We start from the raw sequence: 23,910 nt of genomic DNA on the forward strand, positions 1-23,910 counted from the left end.
ACCGTTATTGAAAGCGGTGGATTTTTTTAAGTTTAATTAAAGTGATGAAATTGCGGCCAACGCAACTGCACTCTGATAAATAATTGAAGTCACGCTGCTCCAAGTCTTCAAGTTATCCTGATACTCGGTATCCAAAGGTACAACAATGGTATCTCCAGGTTTCAACTGACTATCATCATTGGATGTAAACCAACTATGGCTTTGATTGGGAATCATAACGGAGCCATCAGCACGGATTACATACACTCGACTTTCATCCGCACGCTTACGGAAGCCGCCAGACAGGTTCAAATAGTCCTCAACATTCAATCCCTTCTTAAAACGATGGCTACTGGCATATTGCACTTCACCCACAACAGAAATGGTTGTTGTTTTACGAGGAATATAGAGAATATCGCCGTCCTCAGCCTGCATATCCGCAGCTTTATCTCCAGATAAAATATCTGGTAAATCAATAACGAGACGGCCAACAGGTTTAATATTCTGGAGCTCGCCAATCATGTTGGTCGCATCTTGGTAGCTAATCGTAGTTGTATTAGATGACAAAGCACGAGTAGCGACAGTACTACGTAACTGCTCAATCAGCTTATTAACCTGAATTTGTTCCCGCTCTTGAACTTGTTTACGAGTAAAGACAGCACCATCGACGAAGGCGTATTGCGTTACACCGCCAGCGCGTTGAATTACATCATGTAATGTTTCACCACGATGAATAGTGTAGGAGCCAGGAAAACGCACTTCACCGCGAATTTCAACCGTACGATCAACTTGCCAATCAGGAGTGGCAAAAATATTTAAATTATCACGGCTCACCAAGGCAACATTATCATTGCCACCTTTCATCGCATTTTCTAAATCAATTGCCTTATGAGTAACAGTAATACCATTAAGATCTTTATTATTACCCTTGGCACGGGTTAATTCAGCTCGCCCGTAATAGGCCGAAGCACTTAAGCCACCGGCCGCTTTAACTAGCCCTGTAATGTCGCCATTAACACTTAGCGGGTATTTACCAGGAACTTTTACATCACCTGTAATAGATACAACCTGTAGCGGTGCGCCATTACGCGCTTGCGCATTAAGCTTGGCCATTACGGGGTAAAGTAGCTCTTGGCGCTTCATTTCTGGTGTTAAAGCAATAAGCTTAGGGTCGGTATAAATGTTAGATAGCAGATGATTCACTTCATCTGATAATGTTGACTGTTGCTCATCTTGACTTAACCCAGTGTCACTAGAGCCACTAGTGGTATTAGTGGTGACAACAGTACCATCAGCAAGCTGCTGAGTTTTCTGAGTAGTCATTTGATTAGCGGCATCTTGTTGCTGTTTGGCCGTAGCCGCATCATCGATATTCATGCCAGCAACAGAATTAACGTCCTGTTTTTTCTTATCGTTATTATCTTGGATGTACTGGAAGCCATTACTCATCAAGTCGCCGGTCAGCCAACGCTGGTCACTTGATGCTGTCAAAACGGGTTGCAGGTCTTGAGTTATATAGTCGTTGAGATCTTTTCGATTGATGTTGTCATCATCATAGTTAAAGACAAGGACAATATCTTTAGGTTGAAGCGTTAGATTATCTTTACTCGAGGGTTTAGTAACAGCGTTACCCAATTGGAACTGGTGAACTTGGATGTCACCTAACGCATTGACCTGACGAATGACAAGCGCGTAGTCAAGGTCGGCAGACAACCGTAAATCACCCCAAAGGCTTCGAATCAAGTCATTTACATGCATACCTTGATGCCAGGCATATTTACCAGGACGAACTACCGCACCAGCTAATACAATGGCGTTGGTTGCTTGGTCTGAGGTTGCTCCTACGCGGAGTACATCACCACCTCTCACCTTCTCATCTAGCGCTTTTTTGTTTGTTAAATTAACGTTTTGAATATCGCGAAGGTTCTGACCATTAATACGTTCCAGAACCGATGACTGAGGATAAGCGTCTGAGTCAGCTCCCCCTGCCATTGCAAGTAAATCACCTAGCGTATCGTTTTTATTTAGCTCATATAATGCCGGACGGCGCACTTCACCTTTGACTTCGGCAAGGCCGGTATAAGGAGGAATGAAAACAACATCACCGGATTGCAGGCGAATATCGTCAGACGCGTCCCCTTTTAGCAATAAGTCATAAAGATCAAAATGACGTACCGTTTTTCCACCACGCTTTATCACGATATGGCGCAGGCTACCGATGTCACTTACACCACCGGCAACAAATAAGGCCTGGGTAACCGTGGTCAAAGCTGGTAAAGAATAGGAACCGGGATATTTAGCCTCACCAGCAACAAAGACACTGATATTGCGCATGGTACTAAGACTAATGGCCACACTTTGGCCAATCATTTCATCTTTCACCTTAGCCTTTACTACCTTCTTTACTTCACCAAATGTGAGCCCCCCTACTTTAATTGGGCCTAAATCCGGCAAGTTGATGGTGCCATCACGGGAGACCGTTAAGCTTTGCTCCTGGCTCTCTTTACCGTACAAAATAAGGTCAATTACGTCGTTCGGGCCAACAACGTAATCATCGGGTACAGAAGCAGTATCAACAGGGGCAAACATACTGACGTCGGCATCAAATAAATTCATGCCAAAGCGCTTAGGCTTGTCGGTACCATTATCAGTATTCTGGGATTGCTGCTGTTGTAGCATCTGTTGGTTAAGCTGACGCTGCTGCAGAACCGAACTTTGGGTCTGCTGAACACCTTGTGAAGAGGCGCCACTGGAGGAGCTACCAGATGAACCGCCAGTCAGGCTTGATAAATCAATACCATATTGCTGAGCCAAAGCCTGCTGTTGGGAAGTGGACATGTTTTGAAACTGCTGAATCATCGCTGGTGAAATCGACGATGTTGATAGGGACGCGGCGGATGCCGTCCCCCACACCACCAGCGTTAAAAGGAAAAGCCCAAATTTCTTAAACACCCGAAGCTCCGTTTATTCTTAAAATGTCGTGTACTCACAACATGAGTGCACGAATCCCCTAAACATTCTCTGATGACAAAAACGAAATCAGAGGACAAAATAAATCTATTTAAATTCAACAAGTTAAAGAGAAAATAGATCAATAAAAGCACACGCTACCGCCCCTGGGTTGCAGCTCCCACAGTGCTCAAGTTTAACCAATTTGTCTTCTTTTTAACCAAGATGCCATTCAGGCTTTGTTTTAAGTAAACTTTACAGAGTTGAACAAATCAGCCCCTCAACACCGCTATCAGTTACAAATTGATAGATAAATAAGCTTTTATGTTGTCTACCTATTCAGCTCTCAAGCGGCTATATCAAGCCAATCCTTAACTGCTAATCCCATATATCAACGCACATCAGTAACGTTAATCAAGTACTACATACTCACCGATAAAACGTGAAAAGTCCCAGGCATTCACTAAAGCCATAGATATCAATAGGCAAGAAAATCTCTATACGGCTGATATCTAAAGCATTATATATTCATCACCATTTCAAAACGCTGGGCCTTGATCCGCATCAGATTAGCGGTTAAGAGAGCATTTTTACTATGAAAAACCTCTTTTAAGCCAATCAAGGATCCTAACCCCTATAAAAACAACTTAAGCAGGCCTAAGCTGCTCTCATCAGACAATGAAAATGTCAGATACGTTCAACATCTTTTAAGGAAATCGATACTGGCGATTGCTGATTAAGTATCTCAATCATCACCTTGATACGGGTTTCGCCATCATCCATTTGGTAGATGGCACTCAAACCTTTGAAAGGGCCATTTAACAGCCGTACCCGTTGACCTGCTTTATAACCGTCATTTAGAACACCGGCCTTTTCTAAGCGTTCTTCATTGAGGGCTAGCGTCTTGATGAGCTTGGAAGGGATCCTGGCGGGTTTATCTCCACTTCGCACAAAGCCGTTAACGCCGCGGGTTGAGCGTACTTTGTAGAAGTCGCCCCCCTCGGGGTCAAGCTGAACGAAGAGATAGTTTGGAAATAGAACAGTCTCGACTTGCTGGCGTTTACCACGACTGATCTTTGAGCCCAAGACTCTGGGAAGATAAGTGTCGAATCCTTGATTGTTGAGGTTCAACTTTGCGCGCATCTCTTGCTTAGCGCGGCAATAAACCAGATACCAACCGAACACAGAACCTCTCAGGACAATTCCTATGTCACATCAGCCGCCAAGTCTACCTAAGACTTAGCAAGTTGCAATCTTTGAGTAAAAAGTTTGCCTTTTCCGCTGCCAATGCTCTTTCATTGGCCGTTACTCTACGACAAATTGCTTTCCGTCGCATCAATTCACAACTCCAAAGCCCTTTGATTGAGTTTTTTATGGCCTATCGGTATAAGAAGCCGTCAACATATCAAAACAATAACCAAACCTTATTGGTACGGGGAGTTAACAATGGATAAACACGTTCCTGAGGGCACCTTCTTAGGGCACCCTAAAGGCTTGTTTTTACTTTTTACAACGGAAATGTGGGAACGTTTCTCCTATTACGCCATGCGCGCCATTCTGGTGCTGTACCTGGTAGACAAAGTTGAAGGGCAAGGAGGAGCAGGCTTAGGTTGGTCACCAGAGGATGCGATATCCCTTTATGGCACCTTCACTATGCTGGTTTACCTCACCCCACTCATCGGCGGTTGGTTGGCCGACAATGTACTTGGCCAGCGCCGGTCTATTATCATCGGTGGTACCTTAATGGCCATCGGGCAATTTACCCTAGCCGCCCCTCACGCAATGATCCCAGGCTTAGAAACCCAGGTGTTCTACGCAGGCCTTACCCTGCTGATCCTCGGTAACGGGCTTTTTAAACCCAACATTTCAACCATGGTGGGTGACCTTTATACAGAAGGCGATCATCGCCGAGACGGCGCTTTCACCATTTTTTATATGGGTATCAACGTTGGCGCTTTTCTTGCCGGCATCTTGGTTGCTGCCGCCTACGAATACTTTGGCCATACCGAAGTGATTGATGGTCAAAGCGTGTTCATTAATGACTATCAAGCCGGTTTTGCAGCTGCCGGTACTGGCATGGTGCTGTCTGTACTCATTCAACTTTTCTTTAGCAATAAGCTCTTGGGTAACATTGGTAAAGAGCCAATAGGAAAACTGAAAAAGCAAGAGCAGCAAGCATCAGAAAAACCCACAGGCCCACTCAGCAAAATCGAGCGGGACCGCATTAAGGTTATTTTTGTCCTGGGCCTTTTCACCATCGTATTCTGGGCAGGTTTTGAACAGGCCGGTGGCCTGATGAATATCTACGCCGACAAGTTTACTGACCGCATGTTAGGTAGCTTCGAGGTGCCAACAGCCTGGTTTCAGTCTGTCAACGCCATGTTTATTGTTATCTTTGCGCCGATACTGGCCAGTATCTGGATAAAGTTAGGAGCCCGAGAACCGACCTCCCCCATCAAGTTTGCCCTAGGCCTGTTACTACTCGGCCTTGGCTTCTTGTTCATGGTTGGGGCATCAATGCAAATCACCGACGGTACCGAGGATGCTAAAGCCTCTATGGCATGGCTGGTATTGGCTTACCTGTTCCATACCTTAGGTGAGCTTTGCTTGAGCCCGGTGGGGCTGTCTATGGTAACGAAACTAGCGCCGGTGAAGCTGGCCTCTTTCTTTATGGGGCTTTGGTTTTTCTTCACAGGTCTTGCAAACTACGTTGCCGGCTTTATCGGTTCCTTTATCGGTGTTGAAGGCAACCACAGCGCTTTTATCGAGCAATGTAAGGCTAAAGGCCTCGTTGCAGAGCTCGACCTCAAAAACTGCGCCGACGCTCTGAAAGAGGCCGCTATGGTAGACAAATCACTGGCTATCTTTGGCGGCCTTGTGGCTATGGGCGTTATTGCCGCCTTAGTACTGCTGTTGATCTCAAACAAACTTATCGACTGGATGCATGGCGCTGAAGCCAAAGCCCATAACGTCGAAGACGAAATGGAAGTGACGGCCGATCACGAAGCCGTTAGAAAACAGCACTAACCGATAAAAAGCCCCGCTAAGCGGGGCTTTTTATTACCGATACCGTCCGAGACAAAACAATTCATAAGTAAACAAACAAAATAAAAACCCTAAAAAGCGCAATAATTAACCACCCATCTTTGATGGGTCTGCCTATAGCCCATTAGACTAGCTATATTGTTTGGCAAGGATGACGCTCTCTATGTCTAAAAATTCCATTACTCAGCAAATGAATCCGCCGGTCTTTTTCGGTTCGGCACTCATCATTTTGGCAGTGGTGCTTTTTGCAGTCATAGCACCCAAGACTGCAGGCGCCGCCTTCGGGGATGTACAAAGCTGGATAATTGCCAATACAGGCTGGTTTTACATACTGGCCGTGGCCATTTTCTTATTTTTTGTGGTTGGCTTAGCTTTTAGTAGTTACGGCAAAGTTCGCTTGGGGCCAGACCATATTGAACCTGACTTTAGTTACGGTTCTTGGTTTGCCATGCTGTTTTCAGCCGGCATGGGCATTGGCCTGTTATTTTTTGGTGTTGCCGAACCGGTTATGCATTTTACCAATCCTCCCGTTGGTCAAGGGCAAACGGTAGCAGCGGCCAAAGAAGCCATGCGCATCACATTCTTTCATTGGGGCATGCATGCTTGGGCCATTTATGCGGTTGTTGCCCTTTCGCTTGCCTACTTTAGTTTTCGGCATGGCCTGCCATTAACTATCCGCTCAGCGTTATATCCCATTCTCGGGGAACGTATACATGGTCCCATCGGCCATGCAGTAGATATTTTTGCCGTCTTGGGCACCATGTTTGGTGTTGCTACGTCACTTGGGCTGGGCGTAATGCAAGTTAACGCCGGCTTACAGTTCTTGTTTGATGTCCCCACCAACCTGACCGTACAAATACTGCTCATCGTTGGTATCACCCTGCTCGCCACCATATCGGTCGTCGTTGGCCTAGATGGCGGAATTAAGCGACTTTCAGAGCTCAATTTAGGGCTAGCGGTACTGCTGCTGTTTTTCGTACTTTTGGCTGGCCCCACCGTATTTTTGCTGCAAACGCTGGTGCAAAACACCGGTTCTTATCTTTCAGATATAGTTAGCAAAACCTTCAATTTGTATGCCTATAAACCTGACCACAGTTGGATTGGCGGTTGGACACTGTTCTATTGGGGCTGGTGGATAGCCTGGTCGCCTTTCGTTGGCATGTTTATCGCTCGGGTATCCCGAGGCCGCACCATTCGTGAGTTCGTAATTGGCGTACTTTGTGTGCCGGTCGGTTTCACCTTTATGTGGATGACCTTTTTTGGCGATACAGCAATTCACATGATTTTGGTGCAAGGCATTGATAGTGTTGGTTCTGCCGTGCAGGCAGATACCTCTACTGCGATTTTCAAATTCTTAAAAGAGTTGCCGTGGTCAGGGGTGATGTCGCTGCTGGCGACTTTGCTGGTTGTCACCTTCTTTGTTACCTCTTCCGACTCAGGCTCGCTAGTGATTGATATGATCACCTCGGGCGGCCGTGAAGAGCCACCGGTATGGCAACGCATCTTCTGGGCGCTCACCGAAGGGGCCGTGGCCATTGCCTTGCTGGTTGCTGGTGGCAAAGATGGCTTAAAAGCCTTACAGACCTTATCTATTGCCTCAGCCCTGCCCTTTGCCATTGTTATGCTCTTCATGTGCTATGCGCTGTGGAAAGCACTGCGTGTCGAGGGTTTAAAACAAAGCAGCTTGCGTTACAGCGTCTCACCACCAGGACAAGCTGGCAGCGCGGCGCCAAGAGCAGCAGGCTACACCTGGAAAAACCGCCTGCAGCGGATTGTTTCCTGGCCTAAAAAAGCCGAAGTAAAAACCTACATCAACGAAACCGTCAAGCCGGTGCTGCACTCGGTTGCCGAAGAACTAAGAACAACGACAGAAATGGAAGTCGTCGTTAAAGAAGATCAGGACGATAGGGCAGCAATCGTGGTTTCTCACGGCGAGGAAATCGACTTCATTTACGAGGTGCGCGCCAGAGGCTATACCGCACCAACCTTTGCCTTTCCGGAGTTTAATTTCACCGAAAAGGATGAAGCCAAACACTTTCGGGCAGAAGTTCACCTCCGTGAAGGTGGCCAAGGCTACGACGTGTATGGTTATACCAAAGAACAAGTGGTTAACGATATTCTTGACCAGTATGAAAAACATATGCAGTTCTTGCATATGGTGCGTTAATAAAAAAGGGCCCGGCGGGCCCTTTTTTATGCAGCAACCGTTTGGTTTCGCCCCTTTTTCTTCGCTTCATAAAGCGCAGCATCGGCACGGTTTAACGCTTCATCACCGTTCTTGTCTTTTCCGCCCAGTACCGTAACACCCAGGCTTACCGTTAAGGTGACTTCTTTACCATTATGGACAAGAGGGGTAGCACAAACCGCTTCCCGCACTTTTTCGGTTCTGGCATAACCATTATCAGGTTCTTTCGATTTAAACAGCCAAACAAATTCCTCACCACCGATACGCGCTAGCACATCGGTACTTTCAACATGTTCTTTAATGATGTCGGCAAAGTGCTTGAGCACCTGGTCACCAACACTGTGACCAAAGGTATCGTTAATTAACTTGAAGTGGTCAAGGTCCATCACCACCAGTGTGTACTTTTGCCCTTCGTCAATAATTTCGTTCATTGCCCGCATAAAAGCGCGACGATTTAAAAGGCCCGTTAGCATATCGGTACTAGCCAAAAGCGCTAACTCCGCCTCAGCTTCACAGCGTGCTTTCTCTACCAAACGGGCATGCATCAACATCCCCAAGGTATCGATTAATGGATTAAGAAAGCGAACCTCTTCTTCTGAGTACCCTTCGGAACGGTTAGCCAGCCCTACCACACCAAGCAGCTCGCCACGATAACTAATAGGTAGCCCGAGGAAAGACTCCAGCGGCGGGTGGCCTTTGGGCGTTCCTCCGGAGTGAGGGTCACGCCTAACGTTGTTTGAAATAACGGGCTTGCCAGTGACAATGGCTTGGCCAAACAGCGTGTTCATGTTGTGAAATTCCAAACCGCTTTCAATGTGCTTTTGATACAGGGCTCGGCTGGTGGCATCCCAACTGATATCAGAAATGGTTTGTACCCGCATGTACGGCAAGCCCTTCTCGGTGTGGTGCACTTCGCTGATAAAGCCAAACTGGCTTTCCGCTATTGCCAGCAGAGACTCAAAAATACCGTCACACGAGGCAGAAAGGTTTTGTTCTTCTAAAAATTGCGACTGGGCCTGGTGTATCAGGTTAAGAAGTGCTTGCTGGCGCTCCCTTGCCCTTTCTTCTGACTTTCTCGCACTGATGTCTTGATGCATGAACAGCATCCGCAGCGGTTCGCCATCTTTACTGTATTCAACAACACGACCATGAGATTCCAACCAGCGAATATCGCCACTGGGGCGAATGATCCGGTATTCACAGTGAAAACCCTTGGTTAGCGCCGCTAAATGCCGTTTCAAGGCTTCTTCAACCTGGGCACTATCAGCAGGGTGAATAAACTGCTGCCAAGAATGCAAACAAGGCTCCAGCTCTTCCGGGCTAACCCCCAACATAAAACTGAGCTGTGGGCTTAATAACAACTGATCTTGCAGCAGGTCCCAATCAGCCACTCCCATGGCAGACGCTTCCATCACCATCGACAGCCGGTCACGGGTTGCCTTAATTTGTAATTCCAGCAGCTTGCGATGGGTTTGTTCTAGCAGGTAGCCGTAAATGGCTGTCACATTGCCATTGATGTCGTACTGGGCAACGCTGTACTGGCGAACCCAATGCACCTTGCCATTGGCGCCCTTTAGCCGGTAATCAAGCTCTGACTGCCGGGCCCCACGGACATGGGCATTTAATAGCCTTAAGAACGCTTTTACATCGTCATCGTTAAGCCAATCCTCAAACCGAGCCTCACCGCTGCGAATAGCCATAACATCCATTCCAAGCAGAGCTTGTGCATTATCACTGATAAAGCACACCGGTAAGGCAGGGTTGGCTTCCCACATCACCATAACCACAGGGCTATCTTTCAGTTTGGTTTGGTCAAGAGGCACATGACTCAGTAAATCGCGCAATTTTAGTTCTTGCGCAAATAACTCTGCTACTTGCTCTAAACCGGGAGGAAAGTCGTCTTTGTGTTGCCACACCCCCAGCGTTGCTACCACGTTGTCGTCTTCTAAAACGGGCAATAACAGCAATACGGCGTCGTTGAAATATTGCTTTTTGGCGTGCCTGACCAGCGGCAGGAGCTGTTCTGTTGGGTCGGAAGGGTAAAACCAACTGATACGGCGGCGCTGGCAAGTGAGGCCCATGCGCTCAACGCCCAGTGCCCTGGCGGTTAACATCAGCATTTGTTCGAGTGCGGACGTGGAGGGGTCGCCGCAAACACCAATTCCTGCCATGGCTTATCCTTTTACTCTTATGCACTTCCCTACAACCAATCATTGGCTTTAGGCCATATCAGTGTAGTTGCATAGTTAAGGATTTGCGCAGCTAGACCGCTTGTAGCCTAGTGTCGGGCTTCTTGGAAAATCCCCAGCAGCAGCAGATCTTCGTCGCGGCCACCTTCCTCAGGTAATGCAAGTTGCTCAGAAATAGCCTTTTGCGGATCCATCGGCCACTTCCAGGCCAGGTGGCGATTTGCCAGCAATATTTGTGTTTGAGCAACAAAGTCGTGCACAGACTCCAAATACCGACTCCATTCAAACATGCCGAGCGGCGCTTGGCCTTCATCCATGGCTTCTCCCGAGTGCACCGGTACCGGCGTATAGCCGGCATTGCCGTAACGCACCTGGTGTTTTTCCCGGTCAATCACCATATAAAGCGCCCTGACAGGCTGCTCAAGCTGGCTTTTTAACAGCTCAACATTCAAATAGTCCAAGAAGGGCGCCGGGTTCAGCAGTAGCGATGGCTCACCTGCACGGTACTGTTTTACGGGTTGATTAAAAAGCGTTTTCAGTACCACGGACAAAAAGGCGCTATTGGAACTAGCATGACCAAAGCGCGCCACAAGCACCACCAAATAGCGGTCATCCAAGGCGACATAATCAACGAACTGGTCGGCGATCTCACTGGCAGTAAACAGCTGATAACGCAGCGTTACCTCGTGCCAACGCAGCAAAGGTTCGGGAAACATCTGCTGCTGCACTTCTCTGCCCGCCAGTTTACTTTCTTCCAGCATGCGCAGGTTAAGTTGTAACTCAACATTGGCAGCTTCTAGCTCTTCGGTAAGCCGGCGATTCTCAGCTTGTAAGCGGTAACGTTCCAGAGCCGACTCAACAGCGTACTCAAGCATCGCTAACTCGTTAATGGGTTTGAGTAGCACATCACTCGCCCCTAAGCGTAGGGCGGTAGTAACATCATCCATATCGGCTTTGCCAGATATCATCACCACCGGCAAATCAAGGAACTTGTCCCTGACATGTTCAAGCAAGGTCATACCGCTGCCATCACCCAATTTGAGATCGCAAAGCACCAGATCCACCGCTTCTTGCTCCAGCGTGTTTAACGCCGCCCGCAAGCTACCTGCACCTAAGACCTCAAAATCCAGGCGTTCAAGAAAAGCCGTAACCAGCTTTAGAAAAACCGGTTCATCATCAACAACGAGTATGCGTTCTCTTTTCATAGCGTAAAAAAGGAGCCCGAGGCTCCTTGTCCTGTACTACTCAATACTTTAAAACTTGTTCAATAGGGTCTTTCTGTCAATGCTGCGGCAAACAGAAGCTTCAGACTAGCAGACAAGGGCGTTTAATAAATAGCCAAATGAGTAAAGCGGCTCAACGCTAATAAATCCTAAACCACAAAAAAGGGCCCTTGGGCCCTTTTTATTGTCCGGAATCTTCATCCAGGTATTTATCGATATCAAAATCGTCTTGTTTCGGTTGCGGCATTGGTTGACCAAAGGTGTCAAAGTATTCCTTCTGGAAGTAAGCCTCCCGGATGAAAGAATAAGGGTCAACACTTTGATTAATAAGCCCTTCTTGAGGTATTAGCTTGGCTCTGTCGTCAATACCCTCAATACCCCAGCGAATGGCTTTTTCGGTAAAGTTCAGCAGTGCCAAAGGCGGGTAAAGCAAGTCGACAAAATCACCCGCCTCTTCACGCGGCGTAGTCGGCCCAAGTACCGGTAGCATCAAAAAAGGACCATCGGCAACACCGTAATAGCCCAGCACCTCACCAAAACCGGTTTCATGGCGATCAAGGCCAGTCATTGACGCCACATCAATAAAGCCCAATAAGCCAAAGGTGGTGTTTAACAGAAAACGCCCGAGGGTTTCGCCACTACGTTTAAATTGGAAACGCAATAACTGATTAACGGCGCTAGCTGGCTCAGACAGGTTCTGTGCAAAATTGAGCAGCCCCTTTTGAATAGGAGTTGGTACATGTTTGGTATAGGCAACGGTGACCGGCCTGGAAACATTAGGGTCAAGCACGTCCCAGTTAAGTGTCCACATTTCTCTGTTGAAGCTTTCCAGCGGATCGCGTTGATTAGCGGCTTTGAGCACAGGAGGCTTAGCATCAGGCAATACCTGAGGCTCGCTGGCGCAACCAGCGAGAACAACTAAGCATAGAGGCAACAACCGGCGCATTTACTTTGTCCTTTTATCTATAACCAAGCTTATTTGCTGCTCAGCAGCACTGACAGGACCTTTCTCACCGCTGAGATCCCCGCTTTGCACCTTGCCTATCTGACCACTTTGGCTAACCCGGGCACCGACGATATAACTGCTAGCATCAGCCAAGCTGCGACCGGGTATCATCGAGGTACTTCCAGATAATTCCACTTCCGTCGGCAAACGCGTTAGCGGTAGCCGCACAGCCGCCAAGGGTGGCCCACCCGCGGCTGCTTTTGCGTACACAAACAGTACCGCCGAATCAGGAAGTGATGCCTTTAATTCGGGCGACACACTGATCTTCACCAGTAACTTACGGCCAGCACCTTTTAACTTACTCTTGGCATCAGCAATACGTGCTGCCACCATCGCCGCCCTTGGGTCATTGGCTGGCAGATTATCCGCCAGATCCTGCCATACTGCCATGGCTTGCTTGTAATCTTGCCTTTGGTAGGCCACAAAGCCTTGAAGCAACAAGGCATCTGTATTGCCCGGCTCAAGAGCCAACAGCTTCTTCAGCGAGGTGTCAGCATCGGCTAAATCGGCTTTATCACCGCTCAGCAGTTTCACCTGCGCTAACCCCAATAAAGCCGCCTTATCATCCGGCGCTCTATCAAGGGCTTTTTGATAAGCCCCAACTGCCAATTCTTTCTCACCCAATGCAAAACCGACACGGCCGAGGAAAACCCAGGCATTAGTGTCGTCTTGTTCGCTCAGGCGAGTTCGAATACCCAAGGCTAAATCTTGCATTTGCTGGCGGTTAAGCTCGTGGCCAGCCGCCGGCTTTAACGCCTTTTGCGCCAAGTCTGGCAGCTGTTTCATTACCTGCTGCCAATGGCTTAACTGCTGACTGTTACCAAAGTGGGCGTACATACCCAGGGAGCAAAGCAGCAGCACAATAACGCCGGGTAACAAAACTATCCAGTTAACAGACTGTTGCGATTTTTCCTGTTGCTCAGCGTCATCCAGTAAGCTGCGCTTAAGCTCACTGTCGAGTTCATCAAAACGGTCTTGGTCAACCAAGCCCTGACGTTGCTCCAGCACTAATTCACGCTTGCGGTCTTGATACAGCTGAAGATTAAGTTGCTGCTGTGAGAGTGTGGAATCTGTCCACAACGGCACGAAAACCAAGGCAATGGCCACAATCAGCATGATGGCCATTACTAGGTACAACCAAATCATTGATGGTTTTCCTTCTCGTTTAGCAGCTTGGAGAGCCGTCTGTTTTCTTCGGCGTTCAAAGGAGATGCTTGCTCCTTACTGGCCCGCACGAAAATAAAAACAAGACCGCCAACCAGCACCAGAAAAGGCGCAAGCCAAAGGATGATGGTATCTAAACGCAGTGGTGGCTGGTAATGAATGAAGTCACCATAACGGGCTTTCATGTAGTCGATGATTTGGTCTCGGCTCTTACCGGCCTCGGTCATTTTATACACTTTATCCCGCAGATCCTTGGCCAGTTCAGCGTCGGAGTCGCCAATATCTTGATTTTGGCATTTAGGACAGCGCAGCTCCTTAATAAGCTCATGAAATTGCGCGTCTTTAGCAGGATCTGAGAACGTATAAGTGTCAATGGCCGCAGCAGCGACAACGCAATAGAGTGCTGCAGGTAGCAGCATGATATACAGCAGCGTTTTCATCATGGCTTAAGTCCGTTGTAGAGTGGCTTAAGGGTGTCATTCCACACCTTCTCAGTAACATCCCCAACTTGGCGATATCGGATGATTCCTTTTCCATCAACAAGGAAAGTTTCAGGGGCACCGTAGACACCCAAGTTCAACCCTAGCATGCCTTTGGGATCAGACAGCACCGCCTCATAAGGGTTACCCAGCTTACCGAGCCACTGCATAGCCGCGTCGCGCTTGTCCTTGTAATTAACCCCGACAATACGTACCCCCTGCTCCGCCAACTTATTTAGATATTGGTGCTCGGCATAACAGGTTGGGCACCAGGTTGCCCAGACATTAAGTAAGGTAGGCTGGCCCGTGGCGAGTAGCGTTTGGGTATGATGCTGCGCCGGGTCAAACAAATCAGGCACATTAAATTCAGGTACCGGTTTCCCCACCAGCACCGAATTTAAGGTACGGGGGTCGGAATACAGGCTCTTATATAAGAAACAAGCCAAAACCAGAAAACAGGCCAGTGGCAGTAATAACCAGAGCTTTTTCATGCCTGTGCCTCCTTCATTCGTGCAAAGCGATAACGTTTGTCGCTCACAATCAGCACGCCGGCAAAGGCCATGACAATACCGCCCCACCATATCCAACGCACAAAAGGCTTCACATGCACACGGATGGCCCAAGAGCCATCATCTAGCTGTTCACCTAAAGCAATATAAAGGTCACGAATAAAACCGCCGTCGATACCCGCTTCGGTCATCACCGAACGCGCCACCGGGTAAAAACGTTTTTGCGGTTCTAAAACAGCAACTTGCTCGCCGTCTTTTGTCACCGTAAAGTGCGCGCCATAGCCGTCGTAGTTGGCGCCTTTAACGGGGGTCATATCGTCAAAATGAAAGCGGTAACCCGACAGCTCATAGCTCTGCCCTGGCTTCAACCGAATGTCTTTTTCTTGCGAATAGCTGGTGGTTAAGGCAATACCGACCACGGTCACCGCCAACCCTAAATGGCCCAAGATCATTGCCCAGTGGCTGCGGTTCAGCATCTTCAGTCCTTTAAAGAAACCAAAGCGATTACCGACACGCAATTGTACTTCTTGGATGGTGGTGATGAGTACAAAAATGCTCAGCACCAAGCCCAGCATCGCATAACCATTAGCATTGCCCGCTAACAGCAAGGGCAGCAAAATACCCACCACTAAACTCAAAACAAAGGCTAACGACAGACGCTTTAATAGCGCTTTGGCCGGTTCACGCTTCCAACGCGCTAATGGACCTGCGCCCATGGCAAACGCAAACGGCACAAACAGCCAAGTGAAAAGCCCATTGAAAAAAGGCGCCCCAACCGAGATAGAGCCCAAGCCCATTTCCTTATGTACCAGCGGCATCAAGGTTCCCACCAACACAATGATGCAGGCGGTAGACAAAAAGACGTTGTTGCTCAGCAGCAAGCTTTCGCGGCTCAGTAGGGTAAAACTGCCCTGACTTTTAACCTTGGACGCCCTAAACGCATAAAGCGTCAGGCTGGCGCCAATAACGATGATAAGGAAGGTCAGGATAAAAAGGCCCCGGGTAGGGTCAGTGGCAAAGGCATGCACCGACACCAACACCCCAGAACGCACTAAGAAGGTTCCCATTAGGCTTAGTGAAAATGCCGCAATGGCTAATAACACCGTCCAGGCTTTGAATACACCGCGTTTCTCGGCTACCGACAGCGAGTGCAGCAGCGCAGTACCCGCCAGCCATGGCATGAAAGAGGCGTTTTCAACCGGGTCCCAGAACCACCAGCCGCCCCAGCCCAGCTCATAGTATGACCACCAAGAACCGAGGGTAATGCCGATGGTTAAAAACAGCCACGCCGCTGCCGTCCAGGGCCGTGACCACCGCGCCCAGGCCGTATCAAGTTTACCTGACAGCAGCGCCGCAATAGCAAAGGCAAAAGCCACCGAAAATCCCACATAGCCCATGTAAAGCATCGGCGGATGCACCACTAAGCCCGGGTCTTGAAGCATAGGGTTTAGGTCGGCGCCATCAACAGGGTAAAACGGCAACGAGCGGGAAAAGGGATCGGAGGTAAATAAAATAAACAGCAAAAAGCCAGTGGAAACCATGCCCATAACCGACAATACCCGCGCAACCGCAGGTAACGGCAAGGAGCGGGAAAACAGCGCCACTGCTGCGGCCCAGCCGGTTAAGATCAATACCCACAATAAAAGGGAGCCTTCATGAGCGCCCCAGGTAGCACAAATGCGATAAACCAGCGGCAGCTGAGTATTGGAGTTATCCGCGACATAGGCCAGGGTAAAATCGTTGCTAATAAAGGCATAAACCAAAGAGGCAAAGCTCAGTGCGACCAACACAAACTGGCCTAACGCCAATGGCCTTGCCATGGCCATTAACCGGACTTGCCCTCTAGCAGCGCCCCAAAGCGGATAAAAACAGGAAAGTAATGCCAGCCCAAGCGCCAACATCAATGCAAAGTGACCAAGTTCAGGAACCATTTACGCCTCGCTGGTGCATCTTGTTCGCAGCGTCCGCGACTTCAGGCGGCATGTATTTTTCATCGTGTTTAGCCAGCACCTGTGAAGCTCGAATGGTGCCGTTTTTAGTGAAGGTACCTTGGGCAACAATGCCCTGCCCTTCGCGGAAAAGGTCGGGCAGGATGCCAGAATAGAACACTCTGACTTTAAAACCGCTGTTGTCGGTTAAATCAAAATGCACGTCCAAGGTTTTATCGTTGCGCTTAACCGAGCCAGGTACAACTAAACCACCAATGCGCAACGTTTGGCCAGGGTGCGGTTTTACGCCGTCCTTGCCACTTTCAATTTCGCTAGGGGTAAAAAATAGGTTGATGTTTTGGCTCATGGCGTAAAGCACCAGCCCGGTTGCCAACGCCAAGCCAAGCACAATGGCGCTGACCACCATTAAGCGCATCTTACGACGAGGGTTCATTACGACTTTCCCCTTGTTGTCTTCTTGCTTGCCGTTGCATCCGGGCTTGGCGTTTTTGCAGACTTCGAATTAGAGCGCGTTCCTGCCCCCACAACCACAGTACTAATAAAATCAAGGCAGTTAAGGTTGTGCCATAGGCCAACCAAACGTAAAAGCCGTGATGCCCTTGGGCCAAAAATGCCTTAAAACTATGAAAATACATCAGTGCCGCTCCAACAACTTAGCCACCCAAGGCCTGCGCGACTCCATACTCAAAATCAGCGTTGCCATGCGTTTCATGGACAGTGCACCCAATAGCAATGCGAATCCGAGCAGATTAATTAATAATGGCCAAAGCATGCTGTCGGCCATATCAGGTTTAGCAAACCGGCTGATGGTGGCGCCTTGGTGCAGGGTATTCCACCATTGCACCGAATAATGAATGATCGGTAAGTTGATCACCCCGACTAACGCCAAAATGCCCGCCGCTCGGCCAGCGGTGCGCTTATCGCTGAAGGCACCATATAAAGCGATAACGCCCAAGTACAGAAACAATAAAATAAGTTGTGATGTAAGACGCGCGTCCCACACCCACCAGGTACCCCACGTTGGCTTACCCCATACTGCGCCAGTAAAAAGCGATAAAAAGGTAAATACGGCGCCAACAGGGGCAATAGCCTGAATACTGAGTTCAGCCAGTCTTACCTGCCACACCAAGCCAATAAAGCCGCCAATAGCCATCGCTAAATAACCGCTCATTGCCAGCATCGCAGTAGGCACATGGATATAAATAATGCGAAAACTATTGCCTTGCTGGTAATCAGCCGGTGCAAAGGCAAGCCCCCACACCGTGCCAATCAAAATGATAATCAGGCTTGGCCATAACAACCAAGGCATTAAGCGCTTACACAACTGATAAGCCCGTTCAGGCTTGGCATAAGGATGTAACCAATTCCACATGCTTGTTCCAACTATCCGTTAATACTGATACGCAAGGCGGCAGCAATCGCAAAAGGACAGAGCGTTAGCGCCCCGAGACTGAAGGCCCCTAGCAACGCCAATTGCCCAGTGTATCCAAAATCAAGATTGGCCGCCTCCATGGCACCGACGGCAAAAATAAGTACCGGAATATAAAGCGGCAACACCAATAGGCTAAGCAGAATACCACCGCGCTTGAGACCAACCGTTAATGCCACACCAACGGCGCCAACAAGGCTGAGCGCCGGGGTTCCGGCCAATAGTGTTAGCAATAAAGCCAGCCATCCTTGCCAGCTAAGGGAAAGTAAGATGGCCGCCAAAGGTGATAGCAACATTAACGGTAGTGCCGTCAATAACCAATGACTAATCACTTTCGCCAGCGCCACCCAGGGCAACGGTAGCGGCGTTAGCATCATCTGTTGCAAGCTACCGTCGGCTAAATCGTCACGAAAAAGCCGCTCAAAAGACAACAAGGCACTGAGCAACACCGCCACCCAAATGATCCCCGGTGCGACTTGTGCTAAAAGTTTGGGCTCTGGGCCCAATCCCAACGGAAATAAGGTGATCACCAGCACATAAAAAATAAGCGGATTGAGAATGTCAGCCTTTTTACGAAAGGCAATGGCCAAGTCCCGTTGAATAAGTGCGAAAAAAATCTGCCTCATAACACCGGCTCCAGCACCAAACGCCGGGTTACCGGAATATTGAGATCTTGGTGAGTGGTAATAAGCGCAGCACCACCCTGTTGGCAGTGCTGCTGAAGTTTGTTTTCAAGCAGTGTTACGCCGGCTTTATCAATAGCGGTGAAGGGTTCATCCAAAATCCACAAGCGGGCTTTACTTAGCCAGAGCCTGGTCAGGGCGACACGGCGCTGCTGGCCAGCGGAAAGCTGGTCAACCGGTACATCTTCAAACCCCAACAAGCCGACCTTTTCCAACACGTCCCAGTGATCAATATCATGGCAAGGCTGCATCTTGGTATAAAACGCCAGGTTTTCCAGTGGCGTTAATACTGTATTGATGCCACTTTGATGGCCAATAAACAGCAGATCTTCGTGGTAGTGTTTTTTTACGCGGTCGATAGGCTGGCCCTGATAATGGATTTCACCACTGGCACGAGCGCCAATACCGGCCACAATTGCCAATAGGGTGCTCTTGCCAACACCATTCGGGCCCTCAACTTGTACCAGCTCGGTGGTCGCTAAGGTAAAGGAAAGGTCTTCAAAAAGCTGACGTTCCTCACGGACACAAGACAAATTATTAACAAAAATAATGGGATAGATCACTCAGAACGTCCAAAACCGATACAGCCGGGATAATAGCATACTGATTTAATCAGGCGATGCTGGATAAAGAAAGAGACAATGAAAGTACCCCATAATCTTCCTGCGGCGGCAATATTAGCAGGCAACCAAGTTACCCCGCCCAAGGCACAGGCGATGAGCCCAAGGCCACCTATTGCACCGGCAGAAATGGCGAGGCTGGCGATTGGCTTGACTTTACCGAGCCCGAGCGGCGCGGCGTTAACCCAAGAACTCCCCAGCCAACTATTAAGCCAGCTACCCCAGTTACTGACCAGTTTGCTTATGCCGCAAAAAAGTCAATTCATGCCGGTACGTCAATGGCTACTGGCCGCTGTCGGTGCTCGCCTGCAACAAGGTAAATTCCCTTTACCCGCGCCATTAGCACAGTTTCTTGATGCATTAAGCGATGACCAAAAGAAATTACTTTCAGACGGCCTCGGCCGTCTAGAGCAGGCACAGGTACAATCAAGACAGGATACCTTGTTCTGGGCACTGCCCCTACCCTTTGTCGACGACTGGTTGGAAATGGCCTGGCCAAAAACGAAACAAGAACAAGACAAGCAGAAACAACCGATGGTACTAACGCTGTTGTTTCCCATTCCTAACCTTGGCCGCCTCCTTGTCAAAGCGGGTGTCAATGAGGTGCGCTTTTATGCAGATTCAGAGCGCCTTAAAGCCCGCGTCGATGAAACCCTGCCGCGCCTTGCCTCACGGCTTGCCGACTTAGACTTAACCCCAAGCCTGATGAGCTTTCAAGGTAAGGTTCCCAAAAAACTCATTCCCCCGGTTGGGGGCATCAACGAAATGGTTTAATGATGACAGATGAAAAACAGCAAAGCGCAGTGGGCCTTTCTTACGACGGCAAAAGCCCGCCCAAGCTGGATTTTAAAATCAGCGGTGACCAAGCCAGGGCCTTGATTGAAAAAGCCCAGGAACAGGGATTGCTGCTTCATGAAGATCCAGCACTGTTAGCCACCTTGATGCGTTTAGAGGAAGGCGATGCTATTGCGCCACAGCTCTACCAGATTGTGGCGGAGCTTATCGCCTATGCTTGGTTGCTGATGGGGAAAGAACCCGAGTATTGGCGCACACCCGCAGGCGGCATTCGCGCCAAGGGTTAAGGTTTTTTATGAAGGTTAAACAGCAGTTCGGCTTCGGCGCGGGGCAATTCACATTCGCGCATCAGCTCTTCAATATCGGCCCCTAGCGCCACCATTTTAGCGGCCCGGCTGTATAGCTTACCTTGAGGGTCAATGCTTTTAAGCTCATCATGCGTGCCTTGCAGTCTTTCAACGTCGGCAGCCAGGCTTAACAAGCGTTGCCCCATCCCTAGGGCACCAGAATGGATCTCATGAAGCTGATTCTCGCGTTTTTGCAGCTGCTGCTCTAGGTCATTAACCCGCGCAGCAAGTAAAGACTGGCGACGATACATCAGGGCAATAACCGCAACCAGCAACAACAGCAAGAGGGCTTCAAGGGATGAAGTGACAGTCTCCATCACAGATTCATTATCTCTTCCCATTCCTCATCGGTGAGCATCTTATTGAGATCCACCAGAATGAGCAGCTCGCCATCGCGGTTAGACACGCCTTGAATAAATTTGGCACTTTCTTCAGTACCCACGTTCGGCGCCACTTCGATTTCAGAGCGTTTGAGGTAAACAACTTCAGCAACTGCATCAACCAAGATACCAATCACTTCTTTTTCGGCCTCGATGATCACGATACGTGACTGATCGCTCACCTCAGAAGATGCCAGACCAAAGCGCGCTCTGGTATCTATAACGGTTACCACGTTGCCACGCAGGTTAATGATCCCCAGCACATAGTCTGGAGCACCCGGTACCGGGGCAATTTCGCTGTAACGCAGCACTTCCTGAACCTGCATCACATTGATGCCATAGGTTTCGTTATCAAGCTGGAAGGTAACCCACTGCAGGACTTCATCGTTGGCCTCAGCCACTTTCGATAGCTTTTGCTTATTGCTCATGCTTTACCCTTCTTATCTTCCAGATCCAGACCGCCAAGGCCTTTGTCGAGCATGCCCAGCAGGGCATCCACGTCAAGCAAGGCACACATTTTTTCTTTTACCATGCCCGCAAGCCATGGACGCTTACTCCCGCCCTGGCGCCAACGAACCGAACTACCGTCAATCCGTTCGGTGCGGACCAAACTATCACAGGCTAGCCCCCAAGGACTGTCACCTAACATCACTAGATATCGGTAATGTTCTTCATTTTCTTGATGTTTAATTTTATCAGGCATCACCCAGCGTGCCGTATCCACAACCCGCATTTTTTGGTCACGATGCAACATTAGCCCTTTAAACCAATCAGGCTTACCAAATAATGGACTAATTTCGGTAACTTGGTGAATTCCACCAAGCTTATCCAGTGGCACCGCTAATTCAAGTCCGGACACATCGAACAGTAATACCTGAAAATCACCCTCACGGACGACATCGTCGTCAGGAGCCACCGGCGCAGGCGGCTCGGCATTTATCGACTTGGCTACCGGCGCCGGCGTTTGAACTTCGGTTTTAACCTCAACTTCAACCTTAGGCGGCGCAATAGGTGCCTCAACCTTAGCCTCAATTTTCGGGGCGGCAACTGGCGCTTCAACTTTAGGCGGCGCAATTTCCTGTTGGGCTGCCCTAACTTGTGCCAACAGTTTGTTTAATGCTTCTTTATCATCGCTGGCAGGCGCTGGACGTTCGGCATAGGGCTTAGCCGGTTTTGGCTCAGCCTTAGGCGCTGGCTCAGGCTGGGGGTCCGCTTTGGCCTTAGGGGCAGGTTCTGCCAACAGAGCAGCAAAGTAGTCGTCCATTAAGCTCATGCGCTCACCTCCACCGGCAGCAACATTTCAAGCAACTTTTCATAAGCTTGGACGCCACGTGCTAAAGGTGCCATCACCGGTAAAGGCACATGCTCACGGCTGGCATCACGAAAACGGGTATCCACCGGTACCATACCCGGCCAGACCTGCTCACTATATTCTTGGCGCAGCTCACGAATAGCATCAATGGAAGCACGGGTACGTTTGTCGAACATGGTAGGCACTATGGTGACCTGGCGCTGGCCTTTGAGGGATTTTTCCATCATCGATAGGGTTCTGAGCATCCGCTCCAAGCCCTTAATAGCCAAAAATTCGGTTTGTACGGGAACCAGTACGCGCTGACAAGCCGCTAGGGCATTTACCATCAACACACCTAATACTGGCGGGCAGTCAATAAGCACATGGGCATATAGGCCGTCGAGCTTATCCAATAACTGTTTAAGCAACAGGCCAAGGCCTTCCCGGCTGCCCAATTGTCTGTCAAGGGTGGCCAGCTCCATGGCGGCAGGCCACATATAGAGATTCTGCCCGACCTCAATGGTGGCTTTATCAATCAGTGCAGGCGTTAACTGGGCATTGGACATCAAATCAAACAGCGTTGCTTCCAGCGCTTCGGGGGTGCGATTGAAATAGCTGGTCAAAGAGGCATGGGGATCCATGTCTATAAGCAGCACCGGCTCACCTCTGGCGGCCAAAAGTGCGCCAAGGGTAACAGTAGTGGTGGTTTTACCAACACCACCCTTCTGGTTTGCAACTGTCCAGATATTCACGCTGTTCTCATCGCCTCAGTTGTCATCCCCGGAAGTAATACGTATCCCGCCACCGGGCAAGCTCACTTCCTTGATCTTGGGGTCCCCTGGCATTGGCTTAGACGGCAGTGGCTTGGGCTTTTCCCAGCCGTAAACCGACAACGCCAAAACCACACGGCGCCGGTCTTCGGCGGGCATTACCGGCTCATCGCCGTATGCGCCATAACCTTCGATAGCCAACCGTGGCGGCTCTACACCATCGGCAATCAGTTGCCGAAGCACCGCAGCCGCTCTGGCTGCCGACAATTCCCAATTGGACGCAAATAACGCATCGCTGATGGGGGTACTGTCGGTATATCCGCGGACCCGGATATAGTTATTTGCCGACTTTAAGGTCGGCGCTAAGGATGCAAGCAATTGCTGTGCCGGTTTTTGTAGGGTAGCACTGGCTCTTGAAAAGAGCAGACTGTCAGGGAGTTCAAGGGTGAGCCACTGCTCGCCAAGGCGCAGTTTAGCGCCGCCTAGCTGCTGGTTGTCAGCCAAGGCTTGTTTCAACTGCGCTGCTAAGGCGGCAAGTGGTTCACCCTTAATATGATTCGGTTCGTTGGCCAGCATACCGTCGTCGGCAGCGGCTTTACCCTGCCCTTGTTCTTTTATCTGCTGGCCGCCCGGCAAAAGACCGGCACCATCGGGTAACACACTTTGGGTTTGTGGGGAGGCCTTTGCATCGGTAGTGGCCGGCTCTTCGGCAGCCTTTTTGCCCGGCTTGGCCACTTTTTGAATGGCGCTTTCAAGGTTGGATACAACGTCTTTAAATTCATCTTTCTCAAGAAGAACAAAAGCATAAAGCACCACAAACAGCGCAAACATCAACGTCATATAGTCAGCATAAGACACCAACCAACGGTCGCTATTGTCTTTATGCATGACTTTATGTTGACGCCGATAGCGATACAC

The 23,910-nt window shown here is 49.4% G+C and carries 23 protein-coding genes; 4 read left to right on the forward strand and 19 right to left on the reverse strand.

Annotated features, from left to right (window positions below):
* Positions 1-36: 36 nt before the first annotated feature.
* Both DW350_RS12270 and rfaH read right to left on the reverse strand, forming a co-directional pair.
* Complete coding sequence (locus tag DW350_RS12270; RefSeq protein WP_226911320.1) at positions 37-2,931, reverse strand: SLBB domain-containing protein; 2,895 nt, start codon at positions 2,929-2,931, stop codon at positions 37-39.
* A 684-nt stretch (positions 2,932-3,615) separates the two neighbouring features.
* Entirely contained in the window at positions 3,616-4,071 is a 456-nt protein-coding gene (rfaH, locus tag DW350_RS12275) for a transcription/translation regulatory transformer protein RfaH (RefSeq protein WP_152032978.1), read from the reverse strand.
* Positions 4,072-4,374: 303 nt separating this feature from the next.
* Here rfaH and DW350_RS12280 point away from each other — a divergent pair, with 303 nt between their 5' ends.
* Both DW350_RS12280 and DW350_RS12285 read left to right on the forward strand, forming a co-directional pair.
* Positions 4,375-5,955 carry a peptide MFS transporter gene (locus DW350_RS12280; RefSeq protein ID WP_115719148.1) on the forward strand — a complete coding sequence of 527 codons (1,581 nt, stop codon included), beginning with the start codon at positions 4,375-4,377 and terminating at the stop codon, positions 5,953-5,955.
* Positions 5,956-6,136: 181 nt separating this feature from the next.
* The gene (locus DW350_RS12285) at positions 6,137-8,140 is read left to right on the forward strand and encodes a BCCT family transporter (RefSeq protein ID WP_226911321.1); all 2,004 of its coding nucleotides are present in this window, start codon (positions 6,137-6,139) and stop codon (positions 8,138-8,140) included.
* Between the two features lie 26 nt (positions 8,141-8,166).
* On the opposite strand, the gene DW350_RS12290 is transcribed toward DW350_RS12285, so the two are convergent.
* From DW350_RS12290 to ccmA, 12 genes are all read right to left on the reverse strand, one after another.
* Positions 8,167-10,329 carry a GGDEF domain-containing protein gene (locus tag DW350_RS12290; protein WP_115719151.1) on the reverse strand — a complete coding sequence of 721 codons (2,163 nt, stop codon included), beginning with the start codon at positions 10,327-10,329 and terminating at the stop codon, positions 8,167-8,169.
* A 107-nt stretch (positions 10,330-10,436) separates the two neighbouring features.
* The gene (locus DW350_RS12295) at positions 10,437-11,552 is read right to left on the reverse strand and encodes a response regulator (protein ID WP_115719153.1); all 1,116 of its coding nucleotides are present in this window, start codon (positions 11,550-11,552) and stop codon (positions 10,437-10,439) included.
* 199 nt (positions 11,553-11,751) lie between these two features.
* The gene (locus tag DW350_RS12300) at positions 11,752-12,516 is read right to left on the reverse strand and encodes an MlaA family lipoprotein (protein WP_115719154.1); all 765 of its coding nucleotides are present in this window, start codon (positions 12,514-12,516) and stop codon (positions 11,752-11,754) included.
* Positions 12,517-13,722, reverse strand: a complete 1,206-nt coding sequence (ccmI, locus tag DW350_RS12305) for a c-type cytochrome biogenesis protein CcmI (protein ID WP_115719156.1) — start codon at positions 13,720-13,722, stop codon at positions 12,517-12,519. It lies immediately after the preceding gene.
* Entirely contained in the window at positions 13,719-14,183 is a 465-nt protein-coding gene (locus DW350_RS12310; protein WP_336406942.1) for a cytochrome c-type biogenesis protein, read from the reverse strand. The genes ccmI and DW350_RS12310 overlap by 4 nt, the downstream gene beginning before the upstream one ends.
* Positions 14,180-14,710, reverse strand: a complete 531-nt coding sequence (locus tag DW350_RS12315; protein WP_115719158.1) for a DsbE family thiol:disulfide interchange protein — start codon at positions 14,708-14,710, stop codon at positions 14,180-14,182. The genes DW350_RS12310 and DW350_RS12315 overlap by 4 nt, the downstream gene beginning before the upstream one ends.
* Entirely contained in the window at positions 14,707-16,659 is a 1,953-nt protein-coding gene (locus DW350_RS12320) for a heme lyase CcmF/NrfE family subunit (RefSeq protein ID WP_115719159.1), read from the reverse strand. Before DW350_RS12320 ends, DW350_RS12315 begins: the two co-directional genes overlap by 4 nt.
* Positions 16,649-17,110, reverse strand: a complete 462-nt coding sequence (gene ccmE / locus DW350_RS12325) for a cytochrome c maturation protein CcmE (protein ID WP_115719161.1) — start codon at positions 17,108-17,110, stop codon at positions 16,649-16,651. Before ccmE ends, DW350_RS12320 begins: the two co-directional genes overlap by 11 nt.
* Positions 17,094-17,312, reverse strand: coding sequence for a heme exporter protein CcmD (gene ccmD / locus DW350_RS12330; protein ID WP_115719163.1), 219 nt, complete (start codon positions 17,310-17,312; stop codon positions 17,094-17,096). The genes ccmE and ccmD overlap by 17 nt, the downstream gene beginning before the upstream one ends.
* Positions 17,312-18,049, reverse strand: a complete 738-nt coding sequence (locus tag DW350_RS12335) for a heme ABC transporter permease (protein WP_115719164.1) — start codon at positions 18,047-18,049, stop codon at positions 17,312-17,314. The genes ccmD and DW350_RS12335 overlap by 1 nt, the downstream gene beginning before the upstream one ends.
* 11 nt (positions 18,050-18,060) lie before the next feature.
* The gene (gene ccmB / locus DW350_RS12340) at positions 18,061-18,732 is read right to left on the reverse strand and encodes a heme exporter protein CcmB (protein WP_115719166.1); all 672 of its coding nucleotides are present in this window, start codon (positions 18,730-18,732) and stop codon (positions 18,061-18,063) included.
* Complete coding sequence (gene ccmA, locus DW350_RS12345; RefSeq protein WP_115720637.1) at positions 18,729-19,340, reverse strand: cytochrome c biogenesis heme-transporting ATPase CcmA; 612 nt, start codon at positions 19,338-19,340, stop codon at positions 18,729-18,731. Before ccmA ends, ccmB begins: the two co-directional genes overlap by 4 nt.
* Positions 19,341-19,430: 90 nt before the next feature.
* Between ccmA and DW350_RS12350 the strand changes: the two genes are divergently transcribed.
* Complete coding sequence (locus tag DW350_RS12350; RefSeq protein WP_152032979.1) at positions 19,431-20,183, forward strand: flagellar hook-length control protein FliK; 753 nt, start codon at positions 19,431-19,433, stop codon at positions 20,181-20,183.
* Positions 20,183-20,491, forward strand: a complete 309-nt coding sequence (locus DW350_RS12355) for an EscU/YscU/HrcU family type III secretion system export apparatus switch protein (RefSeq protein WP_115719169.1) — start codon at positions 20,183-20,185, stop codon at positions 20,489-20,491. Before DW350_RS12350 ends, DW350_RS12355 begins: the two co-directional genes overlap by 1 nt.
* Here the strand turns inward: DW350_RS12355 and DW350_RS12360 are convergent.
* Genes DW350_RS12360 through DW350_RS12380 form a run of 5 tightly spaced genes read right to left on the reverse strand, consistent with a single transcriptional unit; the run spans position 20,488 to position 23,910 of the window.
* Positions 20,488-20,868, reverse strand: coding sequence for a DUF2802 domain-containing protein (locus DW350_RS12360; RefSeq protein ID WP_115719171.1), 381 nt, complete (start codon positions 20,866-20,868; stop codon positions 20,488-20,490). The two genes, DW350_RS12355 and DW350_RS12360, sit on opposite strands and share 4 nt — an antisense overlap.
* Complete coding sequence (locus DW350_RS12365; RefSeq protein WP_115719173.1) at positions 20,868-21,359, reverse strand: chemotaxis protein CheW; 492 nt, start codon at positions 21,357-21,359, stop codon at positions 20,868-20,870. The genes DW350_RS12360 and DW350_RS12365 overlap by 1 nt, the downstream gene beginning before the upstream one ends.
* On the reverse strand, positions 21,356-22,204 hold the full coding sequence (locus tag DW350_RS12370) for a chemotaxis protein CheW (RefSeq protein ID WP_115719175.1): 849 nt from the start codon (positions 22,202-22,204) through the stop codon (positions 21,356-21,358). Before DW350_RS12370 ends, DW350_RS12365 begins: the two co-directional genes overlap by 4 nt.
* The gene (locus DW350_RS12375) at positions 22,201-22,974 is read right to left on the reverse strand and encodes a ParA family protein (RefSeq protein ID WP_115719177.1); all 774 of its coding nucleotides are present in this window, start codon (positions 22,972-22,974) and stop codon (positions 22,201-22,203) included. The genes DW350_RS12370 and DW350_RS12375 overlap by 4 nt, the downstream gene beginning before the upstream one ends.
* A gap of 15 nt (positions 22,975-22,989) precedes the next feature.
* The gene (locus tag DW350_RS12380; RefSeq protein WP_115719179.1) at positions 22,990-23,910 is read right to left on the reverse strand and encodes an OmpA family protein; all 921 of its coding nucleotides are present in this window, start codon (positions 23,908-23,910) and stop codon (positions 22,990-22,992) included.

Origin of the sequence: Gallaecimonas mangrovi, from assembly GCF_003367375.1 — a bacterium.
Lineage (GTDB): Bacteria > Pseudomonadota > Gammaproteobacteria > Enterobacterales > Gallaecimonadaceae > Gallaecimonas > Gallaecimonas mangrovi.

Excerpts from the sequence above, each read along its gene's own strand:
- DW350_RS12365 (WP_115719173.1), bottom strand. The coding sequence starts at position 21,359 with ATGAGCAATAAGCAAAAGCTATCGAAAGTGGCTGAGGCCAACGATGAA.
- DW350_RS12315 (WP_115719158.1), bottom strand. The coding sequence starts at position 14,710 with ATGAAAAAGCTCTGGTTATTACTGCCACTGGCCTGTTTTCTGGTTTTG.
- ccmD (WP_115719163.1), bottom strand. The coding sequence starts at position 17,312 with ATGTATTTTCATAGTTTTAAGGCATTTTTGGCCCAAGGGCATCACGGC.
- ccmI (WP_115719156.1), bottom strand. The coding sequence starts at position 13,722 with ATGATTTGGTTGTACCTAGTAATGGCCATCATGCTGATTGTGGCCATT.
- DW350_RS12370 (WP_115719175.1), bottom strand. The coding sequence starts at position 22,204 with ATGAGCTTAATGGACGACTACTTTGCTGCTCTGTTGGCAGAACCTGCC.
- rfaH (WP_152032978.1), bottom strand. The coding sequence starts at position 4,071 with ATGCGCGCAAAGTTGAACCTCAACAATCAAGGATTCGACACTTATCTT.
- ccmE (WP_115719161.1), bottom strand. The coding sequence starts at position 17,110 with ATGAACCCTCGTCGTAAGATGCGCTTAATGGTGGTCAGCGCCATTGTG.
- DW350_RS12350 (WP_152032979.1), top strand. The coding sequence starts at position 19,431 with ATGAAAGTACCCCATAATCTTCCTGCGGCGGCAATATTAGCAGGCAAC.
- DW350_RS12310 (WP_336406942.1), bottom strand. The coding sequence starts at position 14,183 with ATGATGAAAACGCTGCTGTATATCATGCTGCTACCTGCAGCACTCTAT.
- DW350_RS12295 (WP_115719153.1), bottom strand. The coding sequence starts at position 11,552 with ATGAAAAGAGAACGCATACTCGTTGTTGATGATGAACCGGTTTTTCTA.
- DW350_RS12335 (WP_115719164.1), bottom strand. The coding sequence starts at position 18,049 with ATGTGGAATTGGTTACATCCTTATGCCAAGCCTGAACGGGCTTATCAG.
- DW350_RS12320 (WP_115719159.1), bottom strand. The coding sequence starts at position 16,659 with ATGGTTCCTGAACTTGGTCACTTTGCATTGATGTTGGCGCTTGGGCTG.
- DW350_RS12290 (WP_115719151.1), bottom strand. The coding sequence starts at position 10,329 with ATGGCAGGAATTGGTGTTTGCGGCGACCCCTCCACGTCCGCACTCGAA.
- DW350_RS12360 (WP_115719171.1), bottom strand. The coding sequence starts at position 20,868 with ATGGAGACTGTCACTTCATCCCTTGAAGCCCTCTTGCTGTTGTTGCTG.
- DW350_RS12280 (WP_115719148.1), top strand. The coding sequence starts at position 4,375 with ATGGATAAACACGTTCCTGAGGGCACCTTCTTAGGGCACCCTAAAGGC.
- DW350_RS12355 (WP_115719169.1), top strand. The coding sequence starts at position 20,183 with ATGATGACAGATGAAAAACAGCAAAGCGCAGTGGGCCTTTCTTACGAC.
- ccmB (WP_115719166.1), bottom strand. The coding sequence starts at position 18,732 with ATGAGGCAGATTTTTTTCGCACTTATTCAACGGGACTTGGCCATTGCC.
- DW350_RS12300 (WP_115719154.1), bottom strand. The coding sequence starts at position 12,516 with ATGCGCCGGTTGTTGCCTCTATGCTTAGTTGTTCTCGCTGGTTGCGCC.
- DW350_RS12285 (WP_226911321.1), top strand. The coding sequence starts at position 6,137 with ATGTCTAAAAATTCCATTACTCAGCAAATGAATCCGCCGGTCTTTTTC.